Genomic DNA, 23,597 nt, shown 5'->3' on the forward strand with positions numbered 1-23,597 from the left:
AGGTAAATACTTTTAACTATTTGATTGATGAATCTAATTTTATCAAAAATAGAAGACATCAAAGATTGTTGCCTAATTTTTGACAGCACTCAATACAACTCACAGAAATAACAGTTTACTTCTCCTTAACTAATTTATGGAATCCACTTTTTCTCAAAGTTAGGCTTACGTTTTTCCAAAAAGGCATCACGTCCTTCTTTGGCTTCATCAGTCATATATGCCAAACGAGTCGCTTCACCTGCAAATACTTGTTGTCCAACCATTCCATCGTCAGTCAAATTCATGGCAAACTTGAGCATTTTTATAGAAGTTGGCGATTTTGCCAATATTTCCTGCGCCCATTCAAACGCTGTATCTTCCAACTCATCATGCGGAATCACGGCATTGACCATGCCCATTTCGTAGGCTTCTTGTGCAGAGTAATTTCTTCCTAAAAAGAAGATTTCACGCGCTTTTTTCTGTCCTACCATTTTAGCCAAATAAGCAGAACCATAACCTGCATCAAAACTAGTTACATCTGCATCGGTTTGTTTAAAAATTGCATGTTCTTTACTAGCCAAAGTCAAATCACATACTACATGCAAACTATGTCCGCCACCAACTGCCCAACCTGGTACTACACAAATTACGGCCTTAGGCATAAAACGAATTAAACGCTGTACCTCTAGAATGTTTAATCTATGGTATCCATCTTCGCCAACATACCCTTGATGTCCACGTGCTTTTTGATCACCACCGCTGCAAAACGAATACACACCATCTTTTGACGAAGGACCTTCTGCAGAAAGCAATACTACGCCAATAGTTACATCTTCATGCGCATCTTTAAAGGCATCCAACAATTCGCTTGTGGTATGCGGACGAAATGCGTTGCGCACATCTGGTCGATTAAAAGCTATTCTGGCAACGCCATCTGCTTTTTTATAGGTGATATCATCGTATTCTTTTACCGTTTTCCAGTTTGGTTTACTCATAGTTTTTGGTATTTTGCGTAAAAATAATTCATTTTACACAGTTTTCAAGAATTATCTATTCAAATTCTAATCTGTTGATAAACATAAAACACATACATTTCTAATGAAAAGAATATTTATTTCTGCTTTTTTAAGTTGCTTTACAATGGTGACTTTTGCACAAGATTACCAATTTACAACAACGGTAGATTTAGAAGCTACTCCCGTAATTAGTCAAGGACAAACAGGAACTTGCTGGAGCTTCTCAACTTCTTCATTTTTAGAATCTGAAATTATTCGATTGACTGGAAAACAGATTGATATTTCAGAAATGTACAACGTTCGTAATACATACCCAAAAAAAGCATGGAATTATGTGATGCGACAAGGAAAAGCACAATTTAGCGAAGGCGGATTGGCGCATGATGTGATGAATTCGGTTAAATCACATGGATTGGTTCCTACTAGTGCGTACAGTGGTTTGCAAGCGCTGCAGCAATATCATAATCACGCTGAAATGGTTGCTGTTTTAAAAGCGATGTTGGACGTGTATATTAAAAATCCTGCTGGAAAATTGTCTTCAAACTGGAAAGCCGCTATTGAAAATGTGTTAGATGTATATTTAGGAAAGCGACCAGAATCGTTTACATATCAAGGAAAAACATATACTCCGAAGTCTTTTTTAGAAATGACTAAAATTAATCCTGATGATTACGTAACCCTGACTTCATTTACGCACCAACCATATTATAAACCATTTATTTTAAACATTCCTGATAATTTTTCTAACGGAAGCTTTTATAATGTCACTTTAGATGAATTGGTTGCTGCAACGAAAAATGCTTTAAAAACAGGATATACTGTAGAGCTCGATTGCGATGTTTCAGAATCAACTTTTTCTGCAAAGTATGCTGTTGCTACAATTCCTGAAGATGCTATTCGCAGAGAAGAATTTTCTGCAGAAATTCGCAAAGAAAAAAACATTACTCCCAATTATCGTCAACAAGAATTTGAAAACTATACCACAACTGACGACCATTTAATGCATATTACTGGTATGGCTACAGATCAAAACGGAAATGACTATTTTAGAGTAAAAAATTCATGGGGAAGCAATACAGAGCGCGTGCCAAACGATGGACATGTCAACATGAGTGAAGCATTTTTTAAACTGAAAACAATCTCAATTATGGTTCACAAGGATGCATTGCCAAAAACCTTACGTAAAAAATTGAATTTGTAACATACACTATCAGTTTTTGACTGATAGAATATGCGATCAAAGGAAAAAATCATATATAAACAGGAGCTAACAATATCCAAGATTGGAGTTTTCCGATTTTGGTTAGGTATTGTCTACGGTTTTCTATACGCTGCATTATTTTTTTGCTTTGTTTTTCTATTTACAGAAGCTGTTGATCTTTTTATGGTTTTATGGGGTTATGATGTTCCCAAGGTTTCCGAAGCTAGTTTATTTTACCAAAAACTGTTTTTGATAACGCTCTCAATTGCCTTCGGAAATAGTGCCATGATTCGTTGTTGGTTTTCAATACCTTCCAAGTATTTTAATGGTAAAAATCATTTCTCTTCTATAAAAATCACGAAGCATTCACTATTTATCGAATATATGGTTTGGTATGCTACGATGGTATATATTACTCGCTTTTTGTTTCAATTTCCCGAAATAGACTTGTCGATTTTCGAAACTTTTGGATATCTATTTATCTGTATTCCTATATACCTATTTTTTGTTTCTTGGACAGAAATTATACGAACTATAAAAGCGCAATCATGGATGTGGAAAGCGTTTGTGATTAGTTATATATTGGCAGCTTTGATAAGTTTTGTAGATGTTTCTCAATACAAAATAGCGGAAATTGCTTTTGAGAAAGTTCACAATGAAGAAATTGTGTATGTGGCACAAGAAGTTGAATATGCAAAACGTGCTTACAGCATTGAATTTTCGGCAGAAACCATTCTTTCTTTAAAAGAATTACGTACAGAACGTGCTTTAGACTTGCTCGAAAAAACTCGTGGGGCTTTTTATACAAATGATAACATTTCTCTTGATACGATTATTATGGAAAAAATCTTGATTCACAATTTCAAAGGATTTTACAAAAACAAAAGAGAATCCTATGCCTATATTACTCCGTTTCAAGCATATTTGCACCTTCGAAAAGTTGCCCCTAAATCTCATGAAGCTATAGAGTTATTGAATATTTTAGAGGAGTTTCATCAACTAAGTATCATTGTATATATGCGGGATAATTACCTTGATAAATATAATCTAACACTAGATAGCAGAAAGACAAATATACTTTTATATAACTTTCACAGTCCTGGCACAGACGAACCTTTCACAAGAATGGCAAATCAAACTTTTTTTCTTGTGTATACACTTAAAAAATTAGGCATGTATGAGCACCATCCACTTTTTAACTCAACTATTTCGTTACCACAGCCAGCTCCACTAAATATATTTGATCGCCTTTGGGCAAAAGAACATTTTCCAGAACTGCAAAATTAAACTTTATAAATCTTTCTTTGGTATTATTTTTGATATAGTTTTTTTTATCATCAATCATCAAAAAAACTAATTCAACATGAAAACCATTTCACTAATTAGCTGTTTGGCAATCGTTCTTGTCTTCAGCAGTTGCAGTATTGAAGAAGAAGAGCCAATTTTTGATCTTTCTGAAAGTTTGGTTGCTTATTATCCACTTGATGGCAATACCAATGATGAAAGTGCTTATCAAGTCAATGCACAAACTAAAGGAGCAACTCCAACTTCAGATCGCTTTGGTAATGCAAACTTTGCGTATGCCTTTGATGGAATCAATGATTATATTCAAATTCCTGCAAACGAACATTTGAATTTTACCAATGAATTTACGATTAATTTATGGGTAAAAACAAATGCTCAACACTTACAACAAGTACTTCACAAAAATGTTTCTGACGAATCTAAGAATCAAGCTGCTTACGGAATTTCAATTGGTTATACTCCATTAGATGATAATGAAGTTGTGACTGAAGATATCATTTTTTCTATTGCTCCTTACGGAATCAATCAAGAGTTACGAAAATTTGACTACATAAAAGACACATGGTATATGGTTACATGTACTCTAAAGGATGATACTATGTATTTATATATTAACGGAAAACCTGCCATGATGAAATATATTAAAGGGGAATTAGAAACTACTTCTGCTCCTTTACTAATCGGAAACGATTTGTCTGGCGAATTTCCTTTTAGCGGAAGTATTGACGATATTCGTATTTATAGTAAAGCCAAGTCAACCGAATTTGTTTCGTTCTTGTACGAACAGTAAGTAAGTTGTCAAAGTATTATATCTAAAAAAGGTTGTTTCAAAATATGAAACAACCTTTTTTTGTGTCGGGAAATAATACCGTACTACTTTAGTTCAATTCCATCAGAATTGATAATAATTTGTTTGTTTTTGTATAAACTTCCAATGGCTTTCTTAAAGCTCTTTTTACTCATTTGCAGATGCCTTTTCACATCTTCTGGATCACTTTTATCGTGTAAAGGCAAATGTCCTCCGTTTCGTTGTAACGCATCCAATACTTTTTGTGCAGAAGGTTCTATATTTTTATAGCCAATTTGTTGTAAAGAAAGATCAATTTTATGGTCTTCTCTAATTTTTTTTACAATGCCTTTTAACTTTTCTCCTAATTTTAGCTCTCTGAAGATTTCATCATTATACACCAATCCTTTGTGCTTCTGATTTACAATCATTTCAACACCCAATTCAGTAAAGCGTGACACCATAAGCTCTACTTCATCAAACTTTTCTACAGTCAACTCCTCATTGCTTAAAAACTTATTTGTTTTACTTGAAGCAACCAAACGATTCGTTTCTGCGTCTAGATAACAATATACAACATACCATTTACCTTCTTGCATTTCTCGTGCTTGCTCTTTGAAAGGAACAAATAAATCTTTTTCCAATCCCCAATCTAAAAAAGCCCCATAATCACTTACTGCTGTCACTCTCAATAAAGCAAATTCATTGACCTTTGTATAAGGCTTTAGTGTAGTTGTTACAGGACGTTCGTGACTGTCTAAATACGCAAAAACGGTAAGTTTTTCTCCTATCTCAAATGATTTAGGCACATATTTGTTAGGCAACAAAATTTCGTTTCCTTCCTCATCACCCAAAAAAAGTCCCGGAGGTGTTTCTCGTAAAATTTCTAATATATTGAGTTGTCCTAAATGAATCATAAACTTTAAATTTCCGCCAAAGGTACGCTTTCTGTGAAGTTATTTCATAAAAAAACGCCATTCAAAAAGAATGACGTTCTTAAAAAGAATTATATAATAGTATTGAAGTACAATCTAATTAATTGTAGATTGCCTCTTTTCCAAAGTGTACAGTAAGTAAATAATATACTACTGCTCTATACTTTGATCTGTTTGAACGACCATATTGCTCCATTACTGCATCTATTCCTTTATCTAGTTCGTTGGTGTTAGCCAATCCTAACTTTTTGATTAAAAAGTTATTTTTTACAGTTGCCAATTCTTTCTGATCAGACCCTGAAACTGTAGCAGCATCTTTGTTATAAATAGCTGGACCACATCCAATTGTTACTTTTCTTAATAAATCCATATCTGCAGTCACACCACATTTTTCTTTTAAATCTGCTGCGTATTTTGCAATTAGCTCGTCTCTCTTGCTCATTTTACTTTGATTTTTGATTATAAAATTTGATTAATAATATACATTTCAAATGTAATTGACTTACAAGAGTTTTTACTTTTGGGGAAGGACTTGTTATTTTTTTTCGTTGAAAAACTTAAAATAATCGATTAACACCTCATCATTCACTGTTCTAGGAGTAAAAACTTCTAAAAGCTTAGGTGTATCACTTGTTTTATAAAAAGTTTCAAGTGCTTTTGTCAATGATGACGCATCTGAAGCTGTAAGATATTCGAATTGATACATATCAGCTAATTTTTCAGCTGTAAATCCATGAATAGTTTCAAAATACGTATCAAAATTGTCCGTATTCTTATTTCCTGGAAGAATTCTAAATATTCCTCCTCCATGGTTATTGATTAAGATAATACGAAAATCTTTGGGAATATAAGTGTTCCATAAGGCATTACTGTCATAAAAGAAACTCAAGTCGCCTGTAATAATCATTGCCTGCTTTTTTGAAACGACGGCGCTTCCTATAGCTGTTGAAGTACTACCGTCAATTCCACTCGTTCCTCGATTGCAAAATAATTCAATTCCTGCATCAATTTCGAATAATTGTGCATAGCGCACAGTTGAGCTATTTCCTAAATGTAGAATTAATGAAGAAGGAAGGGTAGACAAAATTGTTTCAAACGCCTTAAGATCAGAAAAATGAACTTGCTGCATATATTTTTGCTGCTTCTCTTCTCTATCTATCTTTACAGCGTTCCAAAATGACTTGTACGAACTTTCAATATGTTGTTTTTTTTCAAAAAACAGCTCAAAAAAGTGGTTTGGATTCATCTTAAAGAAATATTCCAAACAAAAAAATGTATCAAATACTCTGTGTTCGTGAATGTGCCAATGATGTTTGGGTTGTCGTTTCCGAAGAATTGCTTTTATTTTTTTTGAAACAATCATTCCGCCTAGAGTGAGCAATACTTCTGGCTGAAATTTATCCAACATTTCCTCATTTTTTTCAATAGGCAAAATCATCTGATCAATTTTATTGAAAAATTCATCATCACGTAAGTTGGAAGTTGTTTCCGTAAATACCAATACTGACGGGTCATGTGCCAATATTTCTAAATATTCCTTAGCAATTGTATTAGGAGGCAAAGTTCCCACAAGTACCATTTTTCTAGTAGACGAATTCCATATATTAGCCGCTTGCTCTATTTTTTCACTATCAATCTCCTGAGCAATTTTTGGCTCAAAAACATCTGGAAAAACCGTTGGTTCTGATATCATTTCGTACAACGGTTCATCAAATGGAGCATTGATGTGTACAGGACCTTTTTGTTCTACTGCAGCATTTAATGCATTATTGATTTCTTTTTCATTGTATTGTTGAATTCCCAATTGTAATTCACGCTCCATAGTTGGAGAAAGTTGGTGAGTTTCGGCCAAAATGGTACGCTTATGTGTAATATCTTGTTTAAGATTAGCTTCGTAATTAATATGATTTTTAAAGATATGTTTTTGTCGAATCGTTTGTCCATCTCCTACATCAATTAAGTATTCAGGACGATCAGCAGAAATTACTACTAAAGGAATATTGCTATAAAAAGCTTCCGCAACAGCAGGATAATAATTGAGCATGGCAGAACCAGATGTACAAATAACAGCCACAGGCTTACATAACTGCTGTGCCATACCCATTGCAAAAAATGCAGCACATCGCTCATCAACAATACTATAGGCGTGAATTTGCGGATGTTGAGAAAAACTAAGAGTTAACGGTGCATTTCGCGAACCAGGAGAAATCACAACATGATTAATACCTTTGGCAATACAAAGCGAAACTAAGGTTTGAGCTAGTGGAATTTTAGAGTATATCATCAACTCGCAAAAATACAATTTTCAATGCATTTTTTATAATACACGTTTCATTATTTGCGATTTTGCAACTGTTTCTTGCCATTCAGATTCGGGATTAGAATCTTTGGTAATTCCACCTCCAATATATAGAATTCTTTTAGTATGAATCAGTTGCATGCAACGAAGATTGACATACAACTCCGAATGGGTTCTAATTGTTCGGTAAGCGCTATTTTCTTGATTTTTTTGATTTCGATTTCTTGCTATTTCTTCTTGTATATTTAGTTCCCCCAAATATCCTGTGTAAAAAGCACGATCATAATGTTCTTCCTGTAAAATGAATTGTTTTGCCATTTCCATTGGATAACCACATATTGCAGGGGTTGGATGCAATGTTTTTAGTACATCGCCTATAGTTGTAGAAGGTTTCATGCGAGCTATAATGACAGAGCGTAAATGCAATAAACTACCCGCTCGATGCGTTTCTGCTTTATCTACTGATACTTGTGTAGTTACTTCTTTCAATCGATCTAAAATGTATTCTGTAACGATTTGCTGTTCTTCGATTTCCTTAGAGCTCCATGCAACCTTAGTGTTTTCTTCAAATTTTCGCGTTCCTGCAAGTGACATGGTCGTCATTGTTTTTCCCCTAGAGTGTACTAAAGTCTCTGGAGTTGCTCCAATCCACATTCCCACTTTAGGATGAAACCAAAGGTATACAAATGCTGTGGGATATGCTTCGCATAAGCGTCTAAACAATACAAGCGGTTCAGTATCGGAAATGATTTCTTCCTTACGAGATACAACAATTTTTTCAACTACAGAATTTTGAATTTGGTGCACAGCATTTGCTACTAATTGCAGGTGTTCTTTTTTCGCTTCCGCAGAAGGATTTGCAGTTTGACTTGACATTTCTGCGGTTGGAAAATCGTCTAAATTCCCCATAAAAACTACATCAAAAGGCAATAATATAGCTTCTCTTGTATGATCAAATGGAGCCATTACAAAACCACTTTCCGTAAAATCCGAAACTGTATGCAACTTATCGGTTTTCTGTAGCACTGCTTTTACATTGGTAGCATTAGGTTTTCGGTAAACTACAAAAGGAAGCCTATTTTCTATATGAACAGAAAGTTTGTCAATCATTATTTTATCATTCTATTTTTCTAAAACGATTGTCGTGAGTTTACAAAGCGAGATTAAAACACCTTCTTCATCTTCTACTCTAATTTCCCACAAATGTGTTGTTCTCCCTTTATGAATTGGTCTAGCTGTGGCAAAAACTTCTCCTTCACTTTTACTTTTTAGGTGATTCGCAGAAATTTCCAATCCTTTTACTTTATATTTTGAAGCATCAATAAATAGATGAGAAGCTGTACTTCCTACGGTTTCTGCTAAAGCAATTGTAGCTCCTCCGTGTAATAATCCTTGCGGTTGATGTACTCGAGGACTCACAGGCATTTTAGCTGTTAAATAATCTTCTCCCACATCTGTATACGAAATTTGCAGTGTGTCCAATAACGTGTTCGGAATAATAGCATTGAGTTTTTGTAAAAGAGCTTCTTTATTAAAATTCATTTGTTTTATTTACAGTGATAGAATGTATTGTATTTTTGAAAGCATAAAAATACGAAACAGGAACACAAATTATATGATGAACGAAAAAGAAATCTCTTATCAAGTTACAAATACCTATTCAACCCTAAATAAATTAACTCCTAAAACAAAGAATGTGTGGTGGGTTTGTCATGGAATTGGGTATTTAAGTCGCTACTTTATTACTTATTTTAGTTCGTTGAACGCAGATGAAAATTATATCATTGCGCCACAAGCTTCTTCTAAATATTATTTAAAGAATGAATACAAATATGTTGGCGCAAGTTGGTTAACTAAAGAGAATACAGCCCAAGAAATTGAAAACGTACTAAGAAACTTTGATGCAATATATCAAGCAGAGCAAGTTCCTGCACATGTTAATTTTTATGTATTGGGGTTTTCTCAAGGAGTTTCTGTCGCTATGCGATGGATTGCTCGAAGAAAAATTGTCTGTGATCAATTGATTATTTACGCAGGAAGTATTCCCACAGAGTTAAAGAAAGAAGATTTCAGTCATATTGATACCAATGAAACTAAAATAATCCTGATTGTAGGGAATAGAGATGAATACCTTACAGAAGAACGTATGCAACTCGAACATAAAAAAGTACAAACCTTATTTGGTAATGAATATATATTTGACATCTTTGATGGGGCACATATAATGTCTAGAAAAGTGATTGAAACACTTGATAAAAAGTAAATCGTATTGTTGATACCTACATTAAGTACGGATATCACGTAATTTATAATTGTAGTTTATCATTACATTTGAATATAGAAAATATTACTGAGCATCTATCATAGTGTTCCTAAAAAACCTAAGATAACTCAGGCTTACTATAATAACCAATCAACCAATCCATAAAAAACGCATATTAGTAATAGTATGCGTTTTTTTATTTTCTTTGTAAGCTATGATTGCTCACACTACTCTTACAAGTACTTTAAAAGAATATTTTGGTTATGATAGTTTCAGACCTTTACAAAAAGAGATTATACAATCAATTTTTGAAGGAAATGACAATCTGGTAATTATGCCCACCGGTGGTGGAAAATCGATTTGTTATCAACTGCCTGCATTATTATTAGAAGGTATTACAATTGTTGTTTCTCCTTTGATTGCTTTAATGAAAGATCAGGTAGACGGACTGACCACTAATGGCATTTCGGCTGCTTTTCTTAATAGTAGTCAATCTGAAACGGAACAACAAGATATTTTTGCAAAAATCGATGAAGGCACAATTCACTTATTGTATACTGCTCCAGAAAGTTTATCTTATTTAGAACCTATTTTTAATCGCCAAAAAATAAGCTTAATAGCAATTGATGAAGCACATTGTATTTCTTCATGGGGACATGATTTTAGACCTGCCTATACAAATCTAGGGTATTTGAAAAATCGTTTTCCTACAGTTCCTATGATTGCTCTTACCGCTACAGCAGATAAGGCTACTCGTGAGGATATTGTGAATCAGTTGAATATTCCGAATGCCATACAACATATTGCTTCTTTTGATCGAAAAAATTTAAAGTTGGAAGTGCGTCCTGCCAATAATCGCATTCAACAAATTACTAATTTCATTACAAAGCGTTCTGCTGAAAGTGGGATTATATATTGTTTGAGCAGAAAAACCACTGAGCAAGTTGCAGAAAAACTACAAAACGTGGGGTTTAATGCAATAGCATACCATGCTGGAATTTCTCATGAACAACGTTCGCAAATTCAAGAAGATTTTATCAATGATACTTGCCAGATAATTTGTGCCACCATTGCTTTTGGTATGGGTATTGACAAATCGAATGTACGTTGGGTAATTCATTATAATTTACCAAAAAATATTGAAGGATATTATCAAGAAATTGGTAGAGCTGGTCGTGATGGACTACCATCTGATACATTACTATTTCACAGCTACGGAGATGTGATTCAATTACAAAAATTTGCTGAAAATTCTGGAAATGTAGATGTACAGCTTGCCAAGTTAAACCGTATGAAAGAATACGCAGACGCTTTGAGTTGTCGTCGAAAAATCTTGCTCAACTATTTTGGCGAACTCATTAGTGAAGACTGTGGTAATTGTGATGTCTGTTTGAATCCTCCTCAATTTTTCGATGGAACAGTCATTGCGCAAAAAGCATTGTCTGCTGTGGCTCGTGTAAAAGAGCAAGAACCTATTGGTACTGTAATTGATGTGTTGCGTGGTGCACAAAATGCAACGATTTTGAATAAAGGCTATCAAGAATTAAAAACCTACGGAATCGCTAAAAATATTGCTTGGCTTGATTGGAAACAATACATCACACAATTAGTCAACCAAGGTTTTTTAGAAATTGCATTTCACGATAGCAACAAACTAAAGTTAACAACTTTTGCTAAAGACGTTTTATTTAAAGGAAAAAAAGTTGCGTTGGCTAATTTAATTGAAATCAAAGAAATTACAGAAGCACAGCAAACAAAAAAGACAAAAGCAAAAAAAGATTCATTATTTGAACGCCTGCGAAAATTACGTTTGCAAATTGCCCAAGAAGAAGATGTTCCTGCGTATCAAATTTTTAACGATGCGACTTTGCGAGAAATGGAAGCTGAGCGACCAATGTCTGACGAAGAATTTATCCGAATTAATGGTGTTGGACGTGCAAAAATGATGAATTATGGATATGATTTCATCAAAGAAATTATAGCATTCTCCAAAGAAAAAAAGAAAAAGACACGCAAAGTAGATACGACTCTGAAAACCTACGAATTGTACCAAAAAGGGATGTCTATTGAAGAAATTGCCATCGAGCGAAAGTTAGCAGAAACCACGATTTATTCACATCTTTCTAAATTATATGCACAAGGAAAAGACATTGACATGATGCAATTTATTGACATACAAGATTTAGAAAGTATTCGCAAAGCGAAAAAAGAGCTTGATAGTCCAGATGCATTAAAACCTTATTACGATTATTTTGAAGAAGCGATTCCATATGCTACGATTCGTATAGCATTAACAATTTTAGAAAAAGAAGAAACTTGATATAAAAAAACCGCTCAGTGAGCGGTTTTTTTATAAATGAATATGTAAGATTATTTTACTTCTTCGAAGTCTACATCTTGTACATCTTCTCCATCTTTATTATCTGCTGTTGCAGAAGAAACTTCTTGTCCTGCTTCGCCAGCTTGTTGCGCTTCCGCTTGTGCTTTGTACATTTCTTCACTAGCTATTTTCCAAGCTTCATTAATCTTCTCCAATGCAGGATCGATTACTGCAACATCTTTCGTTTCGTAAGCTTTCTTCAATTCTTCCAATGCAGCTTCGATTGGCTTTTTCTTATCATCTGATAATTTATCACCAAACTCTTTTAATTGTTTTTCTGTTTGGAAAATCATAGAATCTGCACTATTCAATTTATCTGCAGTTTCTTTTGCTTTCTTATCCGCTTCCGCATTTGCTTCTGCTTCTTGCTTCATTTTCGCAATCTCTTCTTCTGTTAACCCTGAAGAAGCTTCGATACGAATATTTTGCTCTTTGTTTGTTCCTTTGTCTTTGGCAGATACATTGATAATTCCGTTTGCATCAATATCAAAAGTTACTTCAATTTGAGGAACTCCTCGTTGCGCTGGTGGAATTCCGTCTAAGTGGAAACGGCCAATCGTTTTGTTATCTGCAGCCATTGGACGCTCACCTTGTAATACGTGAATCTCTACCGAAGGTTGATTATCTGCCGCTGTTGAGAATACTTGTGATTTCTTAGTTGGAATCGTTGTATTTGCTTCAATCAACTTTGTCATCACATTCCCCATTGTTTCAATTCCTAACGAAAGTGGTGTTACATCAAGTAATAATACATCTTTGACATCTCCTGTTAAAACTCCACCTTGAATAGCTGCTCCGACTGCAACTACCTCATCAGGGTTTACCCCTTTGCTTGGTTTCTTTCCAAAGAATTTTTCAACAGCTTCTTGTACTGCAGGAATACGTGTTGATCCACCTACTAAGATAATCTCATCAATATCTCCAGTTGATAATCCAGCATTCTTTAATGCTGTTTGACATGGCTCAATAGTTCTTTTCACCAAATCATCAATCAATTGCTCAAATTTAGCTCTTGATAATGAACGTACCAAGTGTTTTGGACCACTTGCCGTAGCTGTGATGTATGGTAAGTTAATCTCAGTAGCTGTTGAACTAGACAATTCAATCTTAGCTTTCTCAGCAGCCTCTTTCAAACGTTGCAACGCCATAGCGTCTTTACGAAGATCAATTCCTTCTTCATTATTGAATTCTTCTGCTAACCAATTGATGATTTTTTCGTCTACATCGTCTCCACCTAAGTGCGTATCTCCATCTGTTGATAATACTTCAAATACACCATCACCAAGTTCTAAAATAGACACGTCGTGTGTTCCTCCACCAAAGTCAAAAACAACAATTTTTTGATCCTGACCTTTTTTATCTAAACCATACGCTAACGCGGCAGCTGTTGGTTCGTTGATAATTCTTCTAACTTTTAAACCTGCAATTTCTCCAGCTTCTTTCGTTGCTTGACGCTGTGCATCGTTAAAATATGCTGGCACTGTAATTACCGCTTCTGACACATCTTGTCCTAAGAACTCTTCTGCAGTTTTCTTCATTTTTTGAAGAATCATTGCCGATAATTCTTGAGGTGTGTACAAACGACCATCAATATCAACTCTTGGTGTATCATTATCACCTTTTACTACTTTATATGGTACGCGTCCAGCTTCTTTTGTAGATTCTGAATACTTATTCCCCATAAAACGCTTGATAGAATATACCGTTTTTGTAGGGTTTGTTACTGCTTGTCTTTTTGCTGGATCTCCAACTTTAATTTCGCCACCATCTACAAAAGCAATCACAGAAGGCGTTGTACGTCTTCCCTCAGCATTTGCAATTACCACTGGCTCGTTTCCTTCCATTACAGAAACACATGAGTTGGTTGTTCCTAAATCAATTCCGATAATTTTACTCATAACTTTATTTATACTTTTATCTATTGTGTTGTGTTATACTTTTATTTTAATCGTTACTTTTTCAAGTCAACACGTATAAGTCAATGATTATGCCAACAAAAAAATGCTGACATGATGTCAGCATTTCTAAAAAATCTCTAGTTCGGTTTAACAGAAACATGTATTTCCTCGTATGGTTTCACATTCATCTGCCGAATTCGGGCAATGGTCGGAAGTACAACAATAGCAAGTAAATAATGATCCGCCTCCTTTAATGTCAATTGTTCTCAATTCAGAAACTTTAATTTTTTTAAAGCTTAGTTTTCTGTTCGTTTTATTTTTCATAATAAATTGATTTTAATGAACTTTTAGTAAAAGTTCGTTAATATAGAATGATTGATGAATTCACCTAAAAAGATTTTCTTCTTTTAATTACAAGAGAAATCTTTCTTAATATAGCTATACATAAAACTATGAATATCAGGTGTAGATTCCTACAACTTTATAAAAAATTTAACTCATTGATTCTCTGAATCATAACTTACACAAAACATTCCTTTCGCATGTCGTCTTTGTATTGTTTGGAAATTACCATTTTGGTATTTTTTATTTCTAAACTGACTTTTCATAAAGATATTATAAGGGCAAAAAAAGACGTATATATTCAAACTTTCCCTTTATATTTACACTTCTAAAAAGAATGTTCACGTTATGGAATACATTAGTGTTTTTGACATGCTCAAAATTGGTATAGGTCCTTCAAGTTCACACACATTAGGTCCGTGGCGAGCTGCAGAAAGTTGGATTAAAGAATTGAAGGCTGCCCATCTTTTTGACAAAGTTACTTCTGTAAAAGTTGATTTGTATGGCTCTTTGTCACTTACTGGGAAAGGACATGCTACCGATTTGGCAGTTTTACTAGGTCTCTATGGAGCAGATCCAGAAACTATTCCTACACAAGATATTCCTGTAATAGTGAATGCAATCAAAACGAAAAACATTTTACCTCTTAATCAAGAAAAAGAAATTGTTTTTACTCCTAGCAAAGATGTAGTATTCAACAACGATTTTTTACCATTTCATCCCAACGGAATTACGTTTCATGCAATTGTTGATCATAAAGTTTATTCTTCAACTTTTTATTCTATCGGTGGCGGTTTTGTAGTAAAGGAACATGAAACACATGCTGATACAGACCATCCTATTCGAATTTTCCCGTACTCTATTAACAAAGCAACAGATCTTATCAATTTTTGTACAAAAGAGAAAAAGAAAATTTCTGAAATTGTTTTATTAAATGAAACGTTGTTGCGCTTCCCAGAAGAGATTGATGCTGAATTGCGTCGTGTTTGGAAAACCATGTTAGAATGTATGTATATTGGTTGCCATACTGAAGGAGTATTGCCTGGAGGTCTTAATGTAAGACGAAGAGCCTACGATATCCATCAAAAGTTAAAAAGTGATTTACCATATAGTTCTCCCGAAGAATGGCTGGAAACAATTCGCAAAACAGAAGTAAAATTCAGACAGATTTTTAAATGGGTAAGTTGTTTTGCTCTTGCTGTAAATGAAGTAAATGCTTCTTTAGGGCGTGTCGTAACAGCTCCTACCAATGGAAGTGCAGGTGTTATTCCTGCAGTTTTAATGTATTATATGGTTATAGAAAATCATAAAGCAGATTTTAAACATATTAAACGTTTTTTGCTAGTTGCTGGCGAAATTGGAAGTATTTTCAAAAAAGGAGCAACTATTTCTGCTGCAATGGGTGGTTGCCAAGCCGAGATTGGTGTATCTTCTGCTATGGCAGCTGGCGCACTTACAGAATTATTTGGCGGTTCGCCTGAACAAGTGATGATTGCCGCTGAGATAGCGATGGAACATCATTTAGGAATGACTTGTGATCCTATTGGTGGTTTGGTACAAGTTCCGTGTATTGAACGAAATTCCATGGGTGCTATTAAAGCTATCAATGCTGCCGAATTGGCCATGGAAACAGATCCTAAAGATGTTAAAGTTCCATTAGATAAAGTAATTAGTACCATGTGGGAAACGGCAAAAGATATGAATTCTAAATATAAAGAAACATCTGAAGGTGGATTGGCCGTTGGTGTACATTTGGCAGATTGTTAGTCTGAAAATGTGTATATTTTATTTTTTGCCCCTTTTTACTGAACAGCATTAGGATAGAGATATCAATAACTAACTCTGACAGCCTTTTTTATGTCTAGTATCTATTAAGTAAATTATTTTCCATTGTCCATTGTCTTTGAATAGTTGAAACGAATTGACTCCACAATGGAGAAACTTTCCATCCAACCAAAATTCGTAAGGAGTCCATACATTTGCCATTGTGCCATCTACTTGGACATTGTACGAAAGGATTTTTTCTTCCCAAATAGGATTTTCAGCTCTGCTTACAACTGCAGTTATAAAACCGTCTGCTTTTTGATTCCGAAGTATGGCTTTTCCCTCTTGATTAATAAAAGTAGTTTGTAGTATGATATCTTTATGAACAACCCGTTGCATCAAAGTTGAATCTTTTTGATGAAAACCTTCAAAAAACTGAATAACAGCTTGTTTAGCTGCTTTTTCATCGTCAGTTTGTGCTTGTGTATAAAAACTAACTAAAAAAAATACGAAGTAGAGATATTGTTTCATGATTGGTGATTTTTTTGAAAAATAATTCAAAAATTTAAAAAACTACTTAGTTTTACGATAGTTTTAAGAAATAAAAGCAAATCCTAATTATACATTTAATGTTGTCTACTCCTAGCGTACAAATTTTAGCAGAAAAGAAACTCATCGGGAAATCTGCTCAGATGTCACTTTTACAAAACACAACTCCCCTACTTTGGAAAAACTTCATGCAAGAACGAAAATCCATTCAAAATACAATTGGGAACCACTTGTATTCGCTTCAAGTATATGATAAAATGTACTTTACAGATTTTAATCCGCAAACAAAATTCACAAAGTACGCATTGACTGAAGTTTCTGATTTTGAATCTGTTCCAAAAAACATGGAATGCTTTACACTTAAAAGCGGATTGTATGTAGTGTTTCGTTACAAAGGCCTTCCTCAAAATTTTGCAGAAGCATTTCAATTTATTTTTCATGAATGGTTACCAAATTCAGAATATGAATTAGATCATCGACCTCATTTTGAAGTTTTAGGAGAAAAATACAATCCTACGAGTGAAGAATCTGAAGAAGAAATTTGGATTCCTATCAAATAACCCAATCTTTTTCTTCCTAACTAAGCTAAAAAAACAAACAGTTCTCCTGCCAGCTTATATTTTTATTATTATTTTTACGTCCATAGAAAAATTAACGTATGTCTGTCGCAAAAAAACAATACAAGAGAGTTACTACAAAGTCGGTAGTTGAAATGAAGAATAATGGAGAAAAAATCTCCATGCTAACCGCATACGATTACACCATGGCAAAGATTGTTGATGGTGCTGGAATTGACGTAATTCTTGTTGGTGATTCTGCAAGTAATGTTATGGCAGGACATGAAACGACACTCCCAATTACCCTTGATCAGATGATTTATCATGCATCCTCTGTTGTTAGGGCAATCACGCGAGCATTAGTAGTAGTTGATTTGCCTTTTGGAACGTATCAATCAGATCCGAAAGAAGCGTTGCGTTCTGCAATTCGCATCATGAAAGAATCTGGAGGACATGCTGTAAAAGTTGAAGGTGGAAAAGAAATTAAAGAATCTATTAAACGTATTTTAAACGCAGGAATTCCTGTAATGGGGCATTTAGGATTAACTCCACAATCCATTTACAAATTTGGAACATATACAGTTCGCGCTAAAGAAGAAGAGGAAGCTGATCAACTAAAAGAGGATGCTAAAATGCTAGAAAAAGCAGGTTGTTTTGCAATTGTATTAGAAAAAGTTCCTGCCAAATTAGCCAAAGAAGTTGCTGAAAGTTTAACCATTCCTGTTATTGGAATCGGAGCTGGAAATGGAGTTGACGGACAAGTACTTGTAACACATGACATGTTAGGGATGACACACGAATTTAATCCTCGTTTTTTACGACGTTACTTGAACATGTATGAAGAAATGACAAATGCTATCAAACAATATTCCGCTGATGTCAAGTCACATGATTTTCCGAATGAGAAAGAGCAGTATTAAAAATTTTGACTGTTGAATTATTGTTTTGACAAATATTTTTACCCACACATTATCCAATTTCGAGTGATTTTTTGCTGCATTGAGTTCAATCGAGTTGACAAAAGATTGTATCAAGAAATACTTTGAAATTTTATAAAAACCTTCGAAAATCCATTGAAAACCGTTTCCAACAAACACAATCTCCAAGTACTATATGAAGACAATCATATCATTATTGTCAATAAACGTGCGGGTGATATTGTGCAAGGAGACAAAACCGGTGACAAACCTTTAAGCGAAGTTGTAAAAGAATATATTGCAGAAAAATATCAGAAACCAGGCAATGTGTTTCTTGGTGTTGTACATAGACTTGACAGACCTACTACTGGAATTGTTGTTTTTGCTAGAACTTCGAAAGCCTTACCACGATTAAATTCTCTTTTTGCAGAAAAAAAAGCCAAAAAAACGTATTGGGCAATTGTAAAAAATGAGCCGCAAAAAAAACAAGATACGCTAATCCATTGGCTTCGAAAAAATCCAAAAAATAACAAATCTTCTGCTTTTCAGACTGAAGTAAAAGATAGCAAAAAAGCAATCTTAGAGTACACAGTTAAGAAAAAGCTAGATCGATATGTATGGTTAGAAGTTTTACTCCACACAGGTCGTCATCATCAAATCAGAGCGCAATTAGCAAGTATAGGTTGTCCTATAAAAGGCGACTTAAAGTATGGCTTTGATCGAAGTAATAAAGACGGTAGTATTCATTTGCATGCACGAAAATTAGTATTTACACATCCTGTAAAAAAAGAACCCTTAGAAATTATAGCGCCTTTACCTAACGATTCAATATGGAATGCGTGTATTTAATATACTGTTGATAACCTTGCTCAAAAGTCATTTATAGACAGCTCCCATTTTTAAAGATAAATTTCTACTTTTAATCATAATCAAACTATTTTTAACATGCGTATTGAAAGTGGATTAAAGTTAGGTTTTAAAGATGTCATGATTCGACCAAAGCGATCTACCTTAAAAAGTCGTTCGCAAGTTTCTTTAGAGCGTACTTATAAATTTTTACATAGTTCCTACGAATGGGCAGGAATTCCTATTATGGCTGCCAATATGGACACTGTAGGCACCTTTGACATGGCAAAAGCATTAGCCTCTAAAAATTTATTCACTGCAATCCATAAGCACTATTCATTAGATCAATGGAATGATTTTATGGCTTCTATACCGCAACATTACATTCCACATATCGCTGTTAGCACTGGAACTGGAGAAAATGACAATGAGAAACTACGAACAATTTTTGGTGTATATCCACAGCTCAAATTTATTTGCATAGATGTTGCGAATGGATATTCACAACACTTCGTTGATTTTGTAAAAAATGCACGTACTCAATTTCCTGATAAGGTTATCATTGCCGGAAATGTGGTTACTGGCGAAATGGTAGAAGAATTAATCCTATCTGGAGCAGATATCGTAAAAGTAGGTATTGGTCCTGGTTCAGTTTGCACCACACGTGTAAAAACAGGTGTTGGTTATCCGCAACTTTCTGCTATTATTGAATGTGCCGATGCTGCGCATGGTTTAGGTGGACATATTATTTCAGATGGCGGATGTACTACTCCAGGTGATGTTGCCAAAGCTTTTGGCGCTGGTGCAGACTTTGTCATGCTTGGTGGAATGCTTTCTGGACATGACGAAAGTGGAGGTGAATTGATTGAACGAAATGGCCAAAAGTACAAACAATTTTATGGAATGAGTTCTGCAACGGCAATGGAAAAACATGTTGGTGGTGTAGCAGATTACCGAGCTTCTGAAGGAAAAACTGTCGAAATACCATTGAAAGGTCCTGTATCTGCTACTGTTCAGGATATTTTAGGAGGTATTCGAAGTACATGTACTTATGTAGGTGCTTCTCGTTTAAAAGAATTGACAAAACGCACCACTTTTATACGTGTATCAGAACAAGAGAATAGAGTTTATTCTTAACAACTTACTATTTTATTGCACTGAAATTGCTTTCATCAATAATTCAGCTGCAGCTGGATTAGTGGCTAACGGAACATTATGCACATCGCACAAACGCATTAACATTAATACATCTGGCTCATGTGGATGTTTTTCTAGCGGATCACGAAAAAACAATACCAAATTACAAGTTCCTTCGGCCACACGCGCAGCTATTTGAGCATCACCTCCATGTGGCCCAGAAAGTAGTTTTAAAACTTCAAAACCTGCTTTCTCAACTTTTCCACCGGTAGTACCAGTTGCTATTAATTTAATTTTCTTGCTATGTAATATTTCCGCATGTTCGTTAAGAAATTGAACCATTTCTGCTTTTTTCCCATCATGCGCAATAATTGCAATTTCCATTAACTAACTTTTTCTTAATTGTTTCGTATGAAAAGCTACTAAACCTTCAATTGGTCTGCGAATAAAATTACCAACGGTAAATCCAAACTCTTGAGCTACTTCTCTGATTTCAGCTTCTGAAAAGAACGCTATTGAACCTGCAAAATGAACAGGAACTGTTTTGATTTCTTCTTTAAATTGCATAATCATATTTTCTGCGAAGAGACGAAATCCTTTTTTTATCAATTCAACTACATAATCGGAGTCTTTATTCAGAAACATGAATTCTGCAAAGTTGGCTAAATATGCATTAGGATTGGGTTGTTTATAGAGATTGTATTTAATGTAATCACTATCTAAATTGTAGCGTTCTTCAAAAGCAACTCGGATAGCTGTTGGCATTTTATGGAAATAGTAATCACGAATTAATTGTTTTCCGTAGTAATTTCCGCTTGCATCGTCCATTAAGGTATATCCCAACGAATTTACCCGTTGATGCAATTGATTTCCATCATAATAGCTACAATTAGAACCAGTACCTTGAATACAAACTACTGCTGCTTCATCGGCATGATTAATCGTAGCATATACAGCTGCTAATGTATCTTCGTTGACCTCTACCAATGCATTTGGAAAAAAGTCTTCCAAAACACCTTTTAGTAATAGGCGCGGATTTTCTGTTCCACATCCAGCTCCATAGAAAAAGATATGTGTCACAGTATGACGATGTGCAGAGAGTTCTTTACTTTTTTTAATGGTTTTTTTTAGCTTTTTCTCCGTAAGAATAGCAGGATTTAATCCTTTGGTTCGAAGTTTGTCTAATAATTGATTCCCTTCTTTGTCTACTGCAATCCAATCACATTTGGTGGAGCCGCTATCTACTACTAAAATCATAGAGTGAGTGTATAATGATGTCTTTTTTTATAAAATAAAAAAGCGTAGTCAAAAATTAGCATGACTACGCTTTTAAAGGTTTCTTATAAATTGTTTACGTATAATGCTAAGTCTACTAATTTGTTTGAATATCCAAACTCATTGTCATACCAAGAAACGATTTTATAAAACTTAGGAGTTAGTTCGATTCCTGCTTCTGCATCAAAAATACTAGTTCGTTCATCGCTTACAAAATCTTGAGATACCACTGGTTCATCAGTATATCCTAAAATTCCTTGTAATTCGCCTTCAGAAGCCGTTTTAAATGCTTTTTTGATTTCTTCATATGACGTTTCTTTTTCGAGTCTAACGGTTAAGTCAACCACAGACACATCTACCGTAGGTACACGAAACGCCATCCCAGTTAATTTCCCATCTAGTTTTGGAATTACTTTTCCAACCGCTTTTGCTGCTCCTGTACTAGTCGGTATGATATTTACCATTGCAGAACGTCCAAGACGATAGTTCTTTTTTGAAGGAGAATCAACAGTATATTGAGTAGATGTTGATGCGTGAATTGTTGTCATTAAAGCTTCTTCAATTCCAAAATTGTCATCTAATACTTTTGCTATTGGAGCCAAACAGTTGGTTGTACAAGATGCATTGGAAACAATATTATCAGTAGCTTTTACTTCATGATGATTTACGCCCATTACAAACATTGGAGCATCTTTAGAAGGAGCAGAAATTACTACTTTTTTTGCTCCTGCTTGAATGTGATAATCAGCACTTTCTAATGTAGTGAAAATTCCTGTACATTCTGCTACTACATCAACTCCTGCTTCATCCCATTTTAAGTTACGTGGATCTCTTTCGGCAGTAACACGAATTGTTTTTCCATCAACAATTAAGTTTCCATCTTTTACTTCAATTTTTCCATCAAAACGTCCATGAACTGAATCGTATTCTAATAAATATGCTAGATGATTGACGTCAAGTAAGTCATTAATCGCTACCACGTCCACATTGTCACGCTTTAGTGTTGCTCTAAAAACTATTCTTCCTATTCGTCCAAATCCGTTAATTCCTAATTTTGTCATTTTATTTTCTTTTGCTTTGTATTTTTAGTATTACACTGATAGAATATCAGAGATTTTAAGTAATTCTTTATTAATGGTATGTTTTCCTTTTACAGCTTTTTCTATACTAGTTACCACTACTTTATTATCTGCAAGACCTACCATCACGTTTGATTGTCCGTCAAGCACCAATTCTACTGCCTTTACTCCTAGTCTACTCGCCAAAACTCTATCAAAACACGTTGGTTTTCCTCCTCTTTGCATGTGTCCTAACACAGATACGCGGGCTTCATAATCAGGCAAATTTTCAGTTACATATTCTGCTAATTCGAAGACATTTTTTCCTATTTTATCACCTTCTGAAACCACTACAATACTCGAGGATTTTCCGCTACGACGGCTACGTTGAAGAGATTCTAATAGACGATCTAATCCTAAATCTTCTTCAGGAATTAATATTTCTTCTGCTCCTGCTCCAATTCCTGCATTTAATGCAATAAAACCAGCATCTCTTCCCATTACTTCTACAAAGAATAATCGGTTGTGAGAACTAGCTGTATCACGAATTTTATCTATGGCTTCAACTACCGTATTTAATGCAGTATCATATCCAATGGTAAAGTTTGTTCCAAAAATGTCATTATCTATGGTCCCTGGAACTCCGATTACTGGAATATCATATTCGGAGCTAAAAATCATTCCGCCTGTAAAAGTTCCATCTCCACCTATTAAAATCATAGCATCAACACCTTGTTCTTTAAGGTTGTCGTATGCTTTTTTTCGTCCTTCTTTGGTTTTAAATTCCATAGAACGAGCCGATTTTAATATGGTTCCTCCTTTACTAACTATATTTTTTACACTACGTGCAGACAATTCAACAGTATCACCTTCTATCATGCCTTGATAACCACGATAATATCCAACACATTGTATGTTGTAATACGCACAAGCACGTGCCACTGCTCTGATCGCAGCATTCATTCCTGGAGCATCGCCTCCAGAGGTCATTACGCCTATTTTTTTGATGTTATGTTGCATGCAATTTTTTGTTTAGAGTAGTAAAGCTAGGAAACTTATTTTGATTTTGTAGCACGCTTTACGCGAATT

Annotated in this window: 23 protein-coding genes; 10 read left to right on the top strand and 13 right to left on the bottom strand. The window is 34.6% G+C overall.

All coding sequences use genetic code 11. The features are described from left to right. Positions 1-134: 134 nt before the first annotated feature. Entirely contained in the window at positions 135-974 is an 840-nt protein-coding gene (locus tag AA088_RS10000; protein WP_046744838.1) for a 1,4-dihydroxy-2-naphthoyl-CoA synthase, read from the bottom strand. 103 nt (positions 975-1,077) lie between these two features. Here AA088_RS10000 and AA088_RS10005 point away from each other — a divergent pair, with 103 nt between their 5' ends. From AA088_RS10005 to AA088_RS10015, 3 genes are all read left to right on the top strand, one after another. Next, the gene (locus tag AA088_RS10005) at positions 1,078-2,196 is read left to right on the top strand and encodes a C1 family peptidase (protein ID WP_046744839.1); all 1,119 of its coding nucleotides are present in this window, start codon (positions 1,078-1,080) and stop codon (positions 2,194-2,196) included. A gap of 30 nt (positions 2,197-2,226) precedes the next feature. Continuing rightward, positions 2,227-3,483 carry a hypothetical protein gene (locus AA088_RS10010; protein WP_046744840.1) on the top strand — a complete coding sequence of 419 codons (1,257 nt, stop codon included), beginning with the start codon at positions 2,227-2,229 and terminating at the stop codon, positions 3,481-3,483. A gap of 76 nt (positions 3,484-3,559) precedes the next feature. Then, the gene (locus AA088_RS10015) at positions 3,560-4,291 is read left to right on the top strand and encodes a LamG domain-containing protein (protein ID WP_046744841.1); all 732 of its coding nucleotides are present in this window, start codon (positions 3,560-3,562) and stop codon (positions 4,289-4,291) included. Positions 4,292-4,374: 83 nt separating this feature from the next. On the opposite strand, the gene AA088_RS10020 is transcribed toward AA088_RS10015, so the two are convergent. The 5 genes from AA088_RS10020 to AA088_RS10040 all read right to left on the bottom strand — a co-directional run bounded on the left by AA088_RS10020 (position 4,375) and on the right by AA088_RS10040 (position 9,064). Beyond that, a complete protein-coding gene (locus AA088_RS10020) occupies positions 4,375-5,205 on the bottom strand; it encodes a CvfB family protein (protein ID WP_046744842.1) in 831 nt (276 codons plus the stop codon). A gap of 118 nt (positions 5,206-5,323) precedes the next feature. Further along, entirely contained in the window at positions 5,324-5,665 is a 342-nt protein-coding gene (locus AA088_RS10025; protein WP_046744843.1) for a DUF2853 family protein, read from the bottom strand. Positions 5,666-5,758: 93 nt separating this feature from the next. After that, positions 5,759-7,507 carry a 2-succinyl-5-enolpyruvyl-6-hydroxy-3-cyclohexene-1-carboxylic-acid synthase gene (gene menD / locus AA088_RS10030; protein ID WP_046744844.1) on the bottom strand — a complete coding sequence of 583 codons (1,749 nt, stop codon included), beginning with the start codon at positions 7,505-7,507 and terminating at the stop codon, positions 5,759-5,761. Positions 7,508-7,540: 33 nt separating this feature from the next. Then, positions 7,541-8,632, bottom strand: coding sequence for a chorismate-binding protein (locus tag AA088_RS10035; RefSeq protein WP_046744845.1), 1,092 nt, complete (start codon positions 8,630-8,632; stop codon positions 7,541-7,543). 12 nt (positions 8,633-8,644) lie between these two features. Beyond that, positions 8,645-9,064 (bottom strand): hotdog fold thioesterase, encoded by a 420-nt coding sequence (locus tag AA088_RS10040; protein WP_046744846.1) that lies wholly within the window; start codon positions 9,062-9,064, stop codon positions 8,645-8,647. Between the two features lie 73 nt (positions 9,065-9,137). Here AA088_RS10040 and AA088_RS10045 point away from each other — a divergent pair, with 73 nt between their 5' ends. Further along, a complete protein-coding gene (locus AA088_RS10045; RefSeq protein WP_316931683.1) occupies positions 9,138-9,785 on the top strand; it encodes an alpha/beta hydrolase in 648 nt (215 codons plus the stop codon). Between the two features lie 214 nt (positions 9,786-9,999). Continuing rightward, positions 10,000-12,105 (top strand): DNA helicase RecQ, encoded by a 2,106-nt coding sequence (recQ, locus tag AA088_RS10050; RefSeq protein ID WP_046744847.1) that lies wholly within the window; start codon positions 10,000-10,002, stop codon positions 12,103-12,105. A gap of 50 nt (positions 12,106-12,155) precedes the next feature. Here the strand turns inward: recQ and dnaK are convergent, their stop codons facing one another. Next, entirely contained in the window at positions 12,156-14,063 is a 1,908-nt protein-coding gene (dnaK, locus tag AA088_RS10055; RefSeq protein ID WP_046744848.1) for a molecular chaperone DnaK, read from the bottom strand. Between the two features lie 147 nt (positions 14,064-14,210). Next, positions 14,211-14,387, bottom strand: a complete 177-nt coding sequence (locus AA088_RS18320) for a hypothetical protein (RefSeq protein WP_157547138.1) — start codon at positions 14,385-14,387, stop codon at positions 14,211-14,213. A 366-nt stretch (positions 14,388-14,753) separates the two neighbouring features. On the opposite strand from AA088_RS18320, the gene AA088_RS10060 reads away from it, so the two are divergent. Further along, positions 14,754-16,172 carry an L-serine ammonia-lyase gene (locus AA088_RS10060; protein ID WP_046744849.1) on the top strand — a complete coding sequence of 473 codons (1,419 nt, stop codon included), beginning with the start codon at positions 14,754-14,756 and terminating at the stop codon, positions 16,170-16,172. 69 nt (positions 16,173-16,241) lie between these two features. Here AA088_RS10060 and AA088_RS10065 read toward each other — a convergent pair whose 3' ends face one another. Next, positions 16,242-16,700 carry a nuclear transport factor 2 family protein gene (locus AA088_RS10065; RefSeq protein WP_046744850.1) on the bottom strand — a complete coding sequence of 153 codons (459 nt, stop codon included), beginning with the start codon at positions 16,698-16,700 and terminating at the stop codon, positions 16,242-16,244. Positions 16,701-16,798: 98 nt separating this feature from the next. Between AA088_RS10065 and AA088_RS10070 the strand changes: the two genes are divergently transcribed. The 4 genes from AA088_RS10070 (at position 16,799) to AA088_RS10085 (ending at position 20,175) form a co-directional block, all read left to right on the top strand. Continuing rightward, on the top strand, positions 16,799-17,278 hold the full coding sequence (locus AA088_RS10070; protein ID WP_082106677.1) for a GyrI-like domain-containing protein: 480 nt from the start codon (positions 16,799-16,801) through the stop codon (positions 17,276-17,278). Positions 17,279-17,376: 98 nt separating this feature from the next. Then, positions 17,377-18,195 carry a 3-methyl-2-oxobutanoate hydroxymethyltransferase gene (panB, locus tag AA088_RS10075; RefSeq protein ID WP_046744851.1) on the top strand — a complete coding sequence of 273 codons (819 nt, stop codon included), beginning with the start codon at positions 17,377-17,379 and terminating at the stop codon, positions 18,193-18,195. Between the two features lie 153 nt (positions 18,196-18,348). Then, entirely contained in the window at positions 18,349-19,041 is a 693-nt protein-coding gene (locus AA088_RS10080) for an RluA family pseudouridine synthase (protein ID WP_046744852.1), read from the top strand. 96 nt (positions 19,042-19,137) lie between these two features. After that, positions 19,138-20,175 (top strand): GMP reductase, encoded by a 1,038-nt coding sequence (locus AA088_RS10085; protein WP_046744853.1) that lies wholly within the window; start codon positions 19,138-19,140, stop codon positions 20,173-20,175. A gap of 12 nt (positions 20,176-20,187) precedes the next feature. Here the strand turns inward: AA088_RS10085 and AA088_RS10090 are convergent, their stop codons facing one another. From AA088_RS10090 to pfkA, 4 genes are all read right to left on the bottom strand, one after another. Beyond that, positions 20,188-20,559 carry a methylglyoxal synthase gene (locus AA088_RS10090; protein WP_046744854.1) on the bottom strand — a complete coding sequence of 124 codons (372 nt, stop codon included), beginning with the start codon at positions 20,557-20,559 and terminating at the stop codon, positions 20,188-20,190. A 3-nt stretch (positions 20,560-20,562) separates the two neighbouring features. Further along, positions 20,563-21,432, bottom strand: a complete 870-nt coding sequence (locus tag AA088_RS10095) for an N-acetylglucosamine kinase (protein ID WP_046744855.1) — start codon at positions 21,430-21,432, stop codon at positions 20,563-20,565. 83 nt (positions 21,433-21,515) lie between these two features. Further along, entirely contained in the window at positions 21,516-22,511 is a 996-nt protein-coding gene (gene gap, locus AA088_RS10100; RefSeq protein ID WP_046744856.1) for a type I glyceraldehyde-3-phosphate dehydrogenase, read from the bottom strand. Between the two features lie 30 nt (positions 22,512-22,541). Beyond that, positions 22,542-23,528 (bottom strand): 6-phosphofructokinase, encoded by a 987-nt coding sequence (gene pfkA / locus AA088_RS10105; RefSeq protein ID WP_046744857.1) that lies wholly within the window; start codon positions 23,526-23,528, stop codon positions 22,542-22,544. Positions 23,529-23,597 lie beyond the last annotated feature (69 nt).

This window comes from Kordia zhangzhouensis (assembly GCF_001005305.1).
GTDB lineage: Bacteria > Bacteroidota > Bacteroidia > Flavobacteriales > Flavobacteriaceae > Kordia > Kordia zhangzhouensis.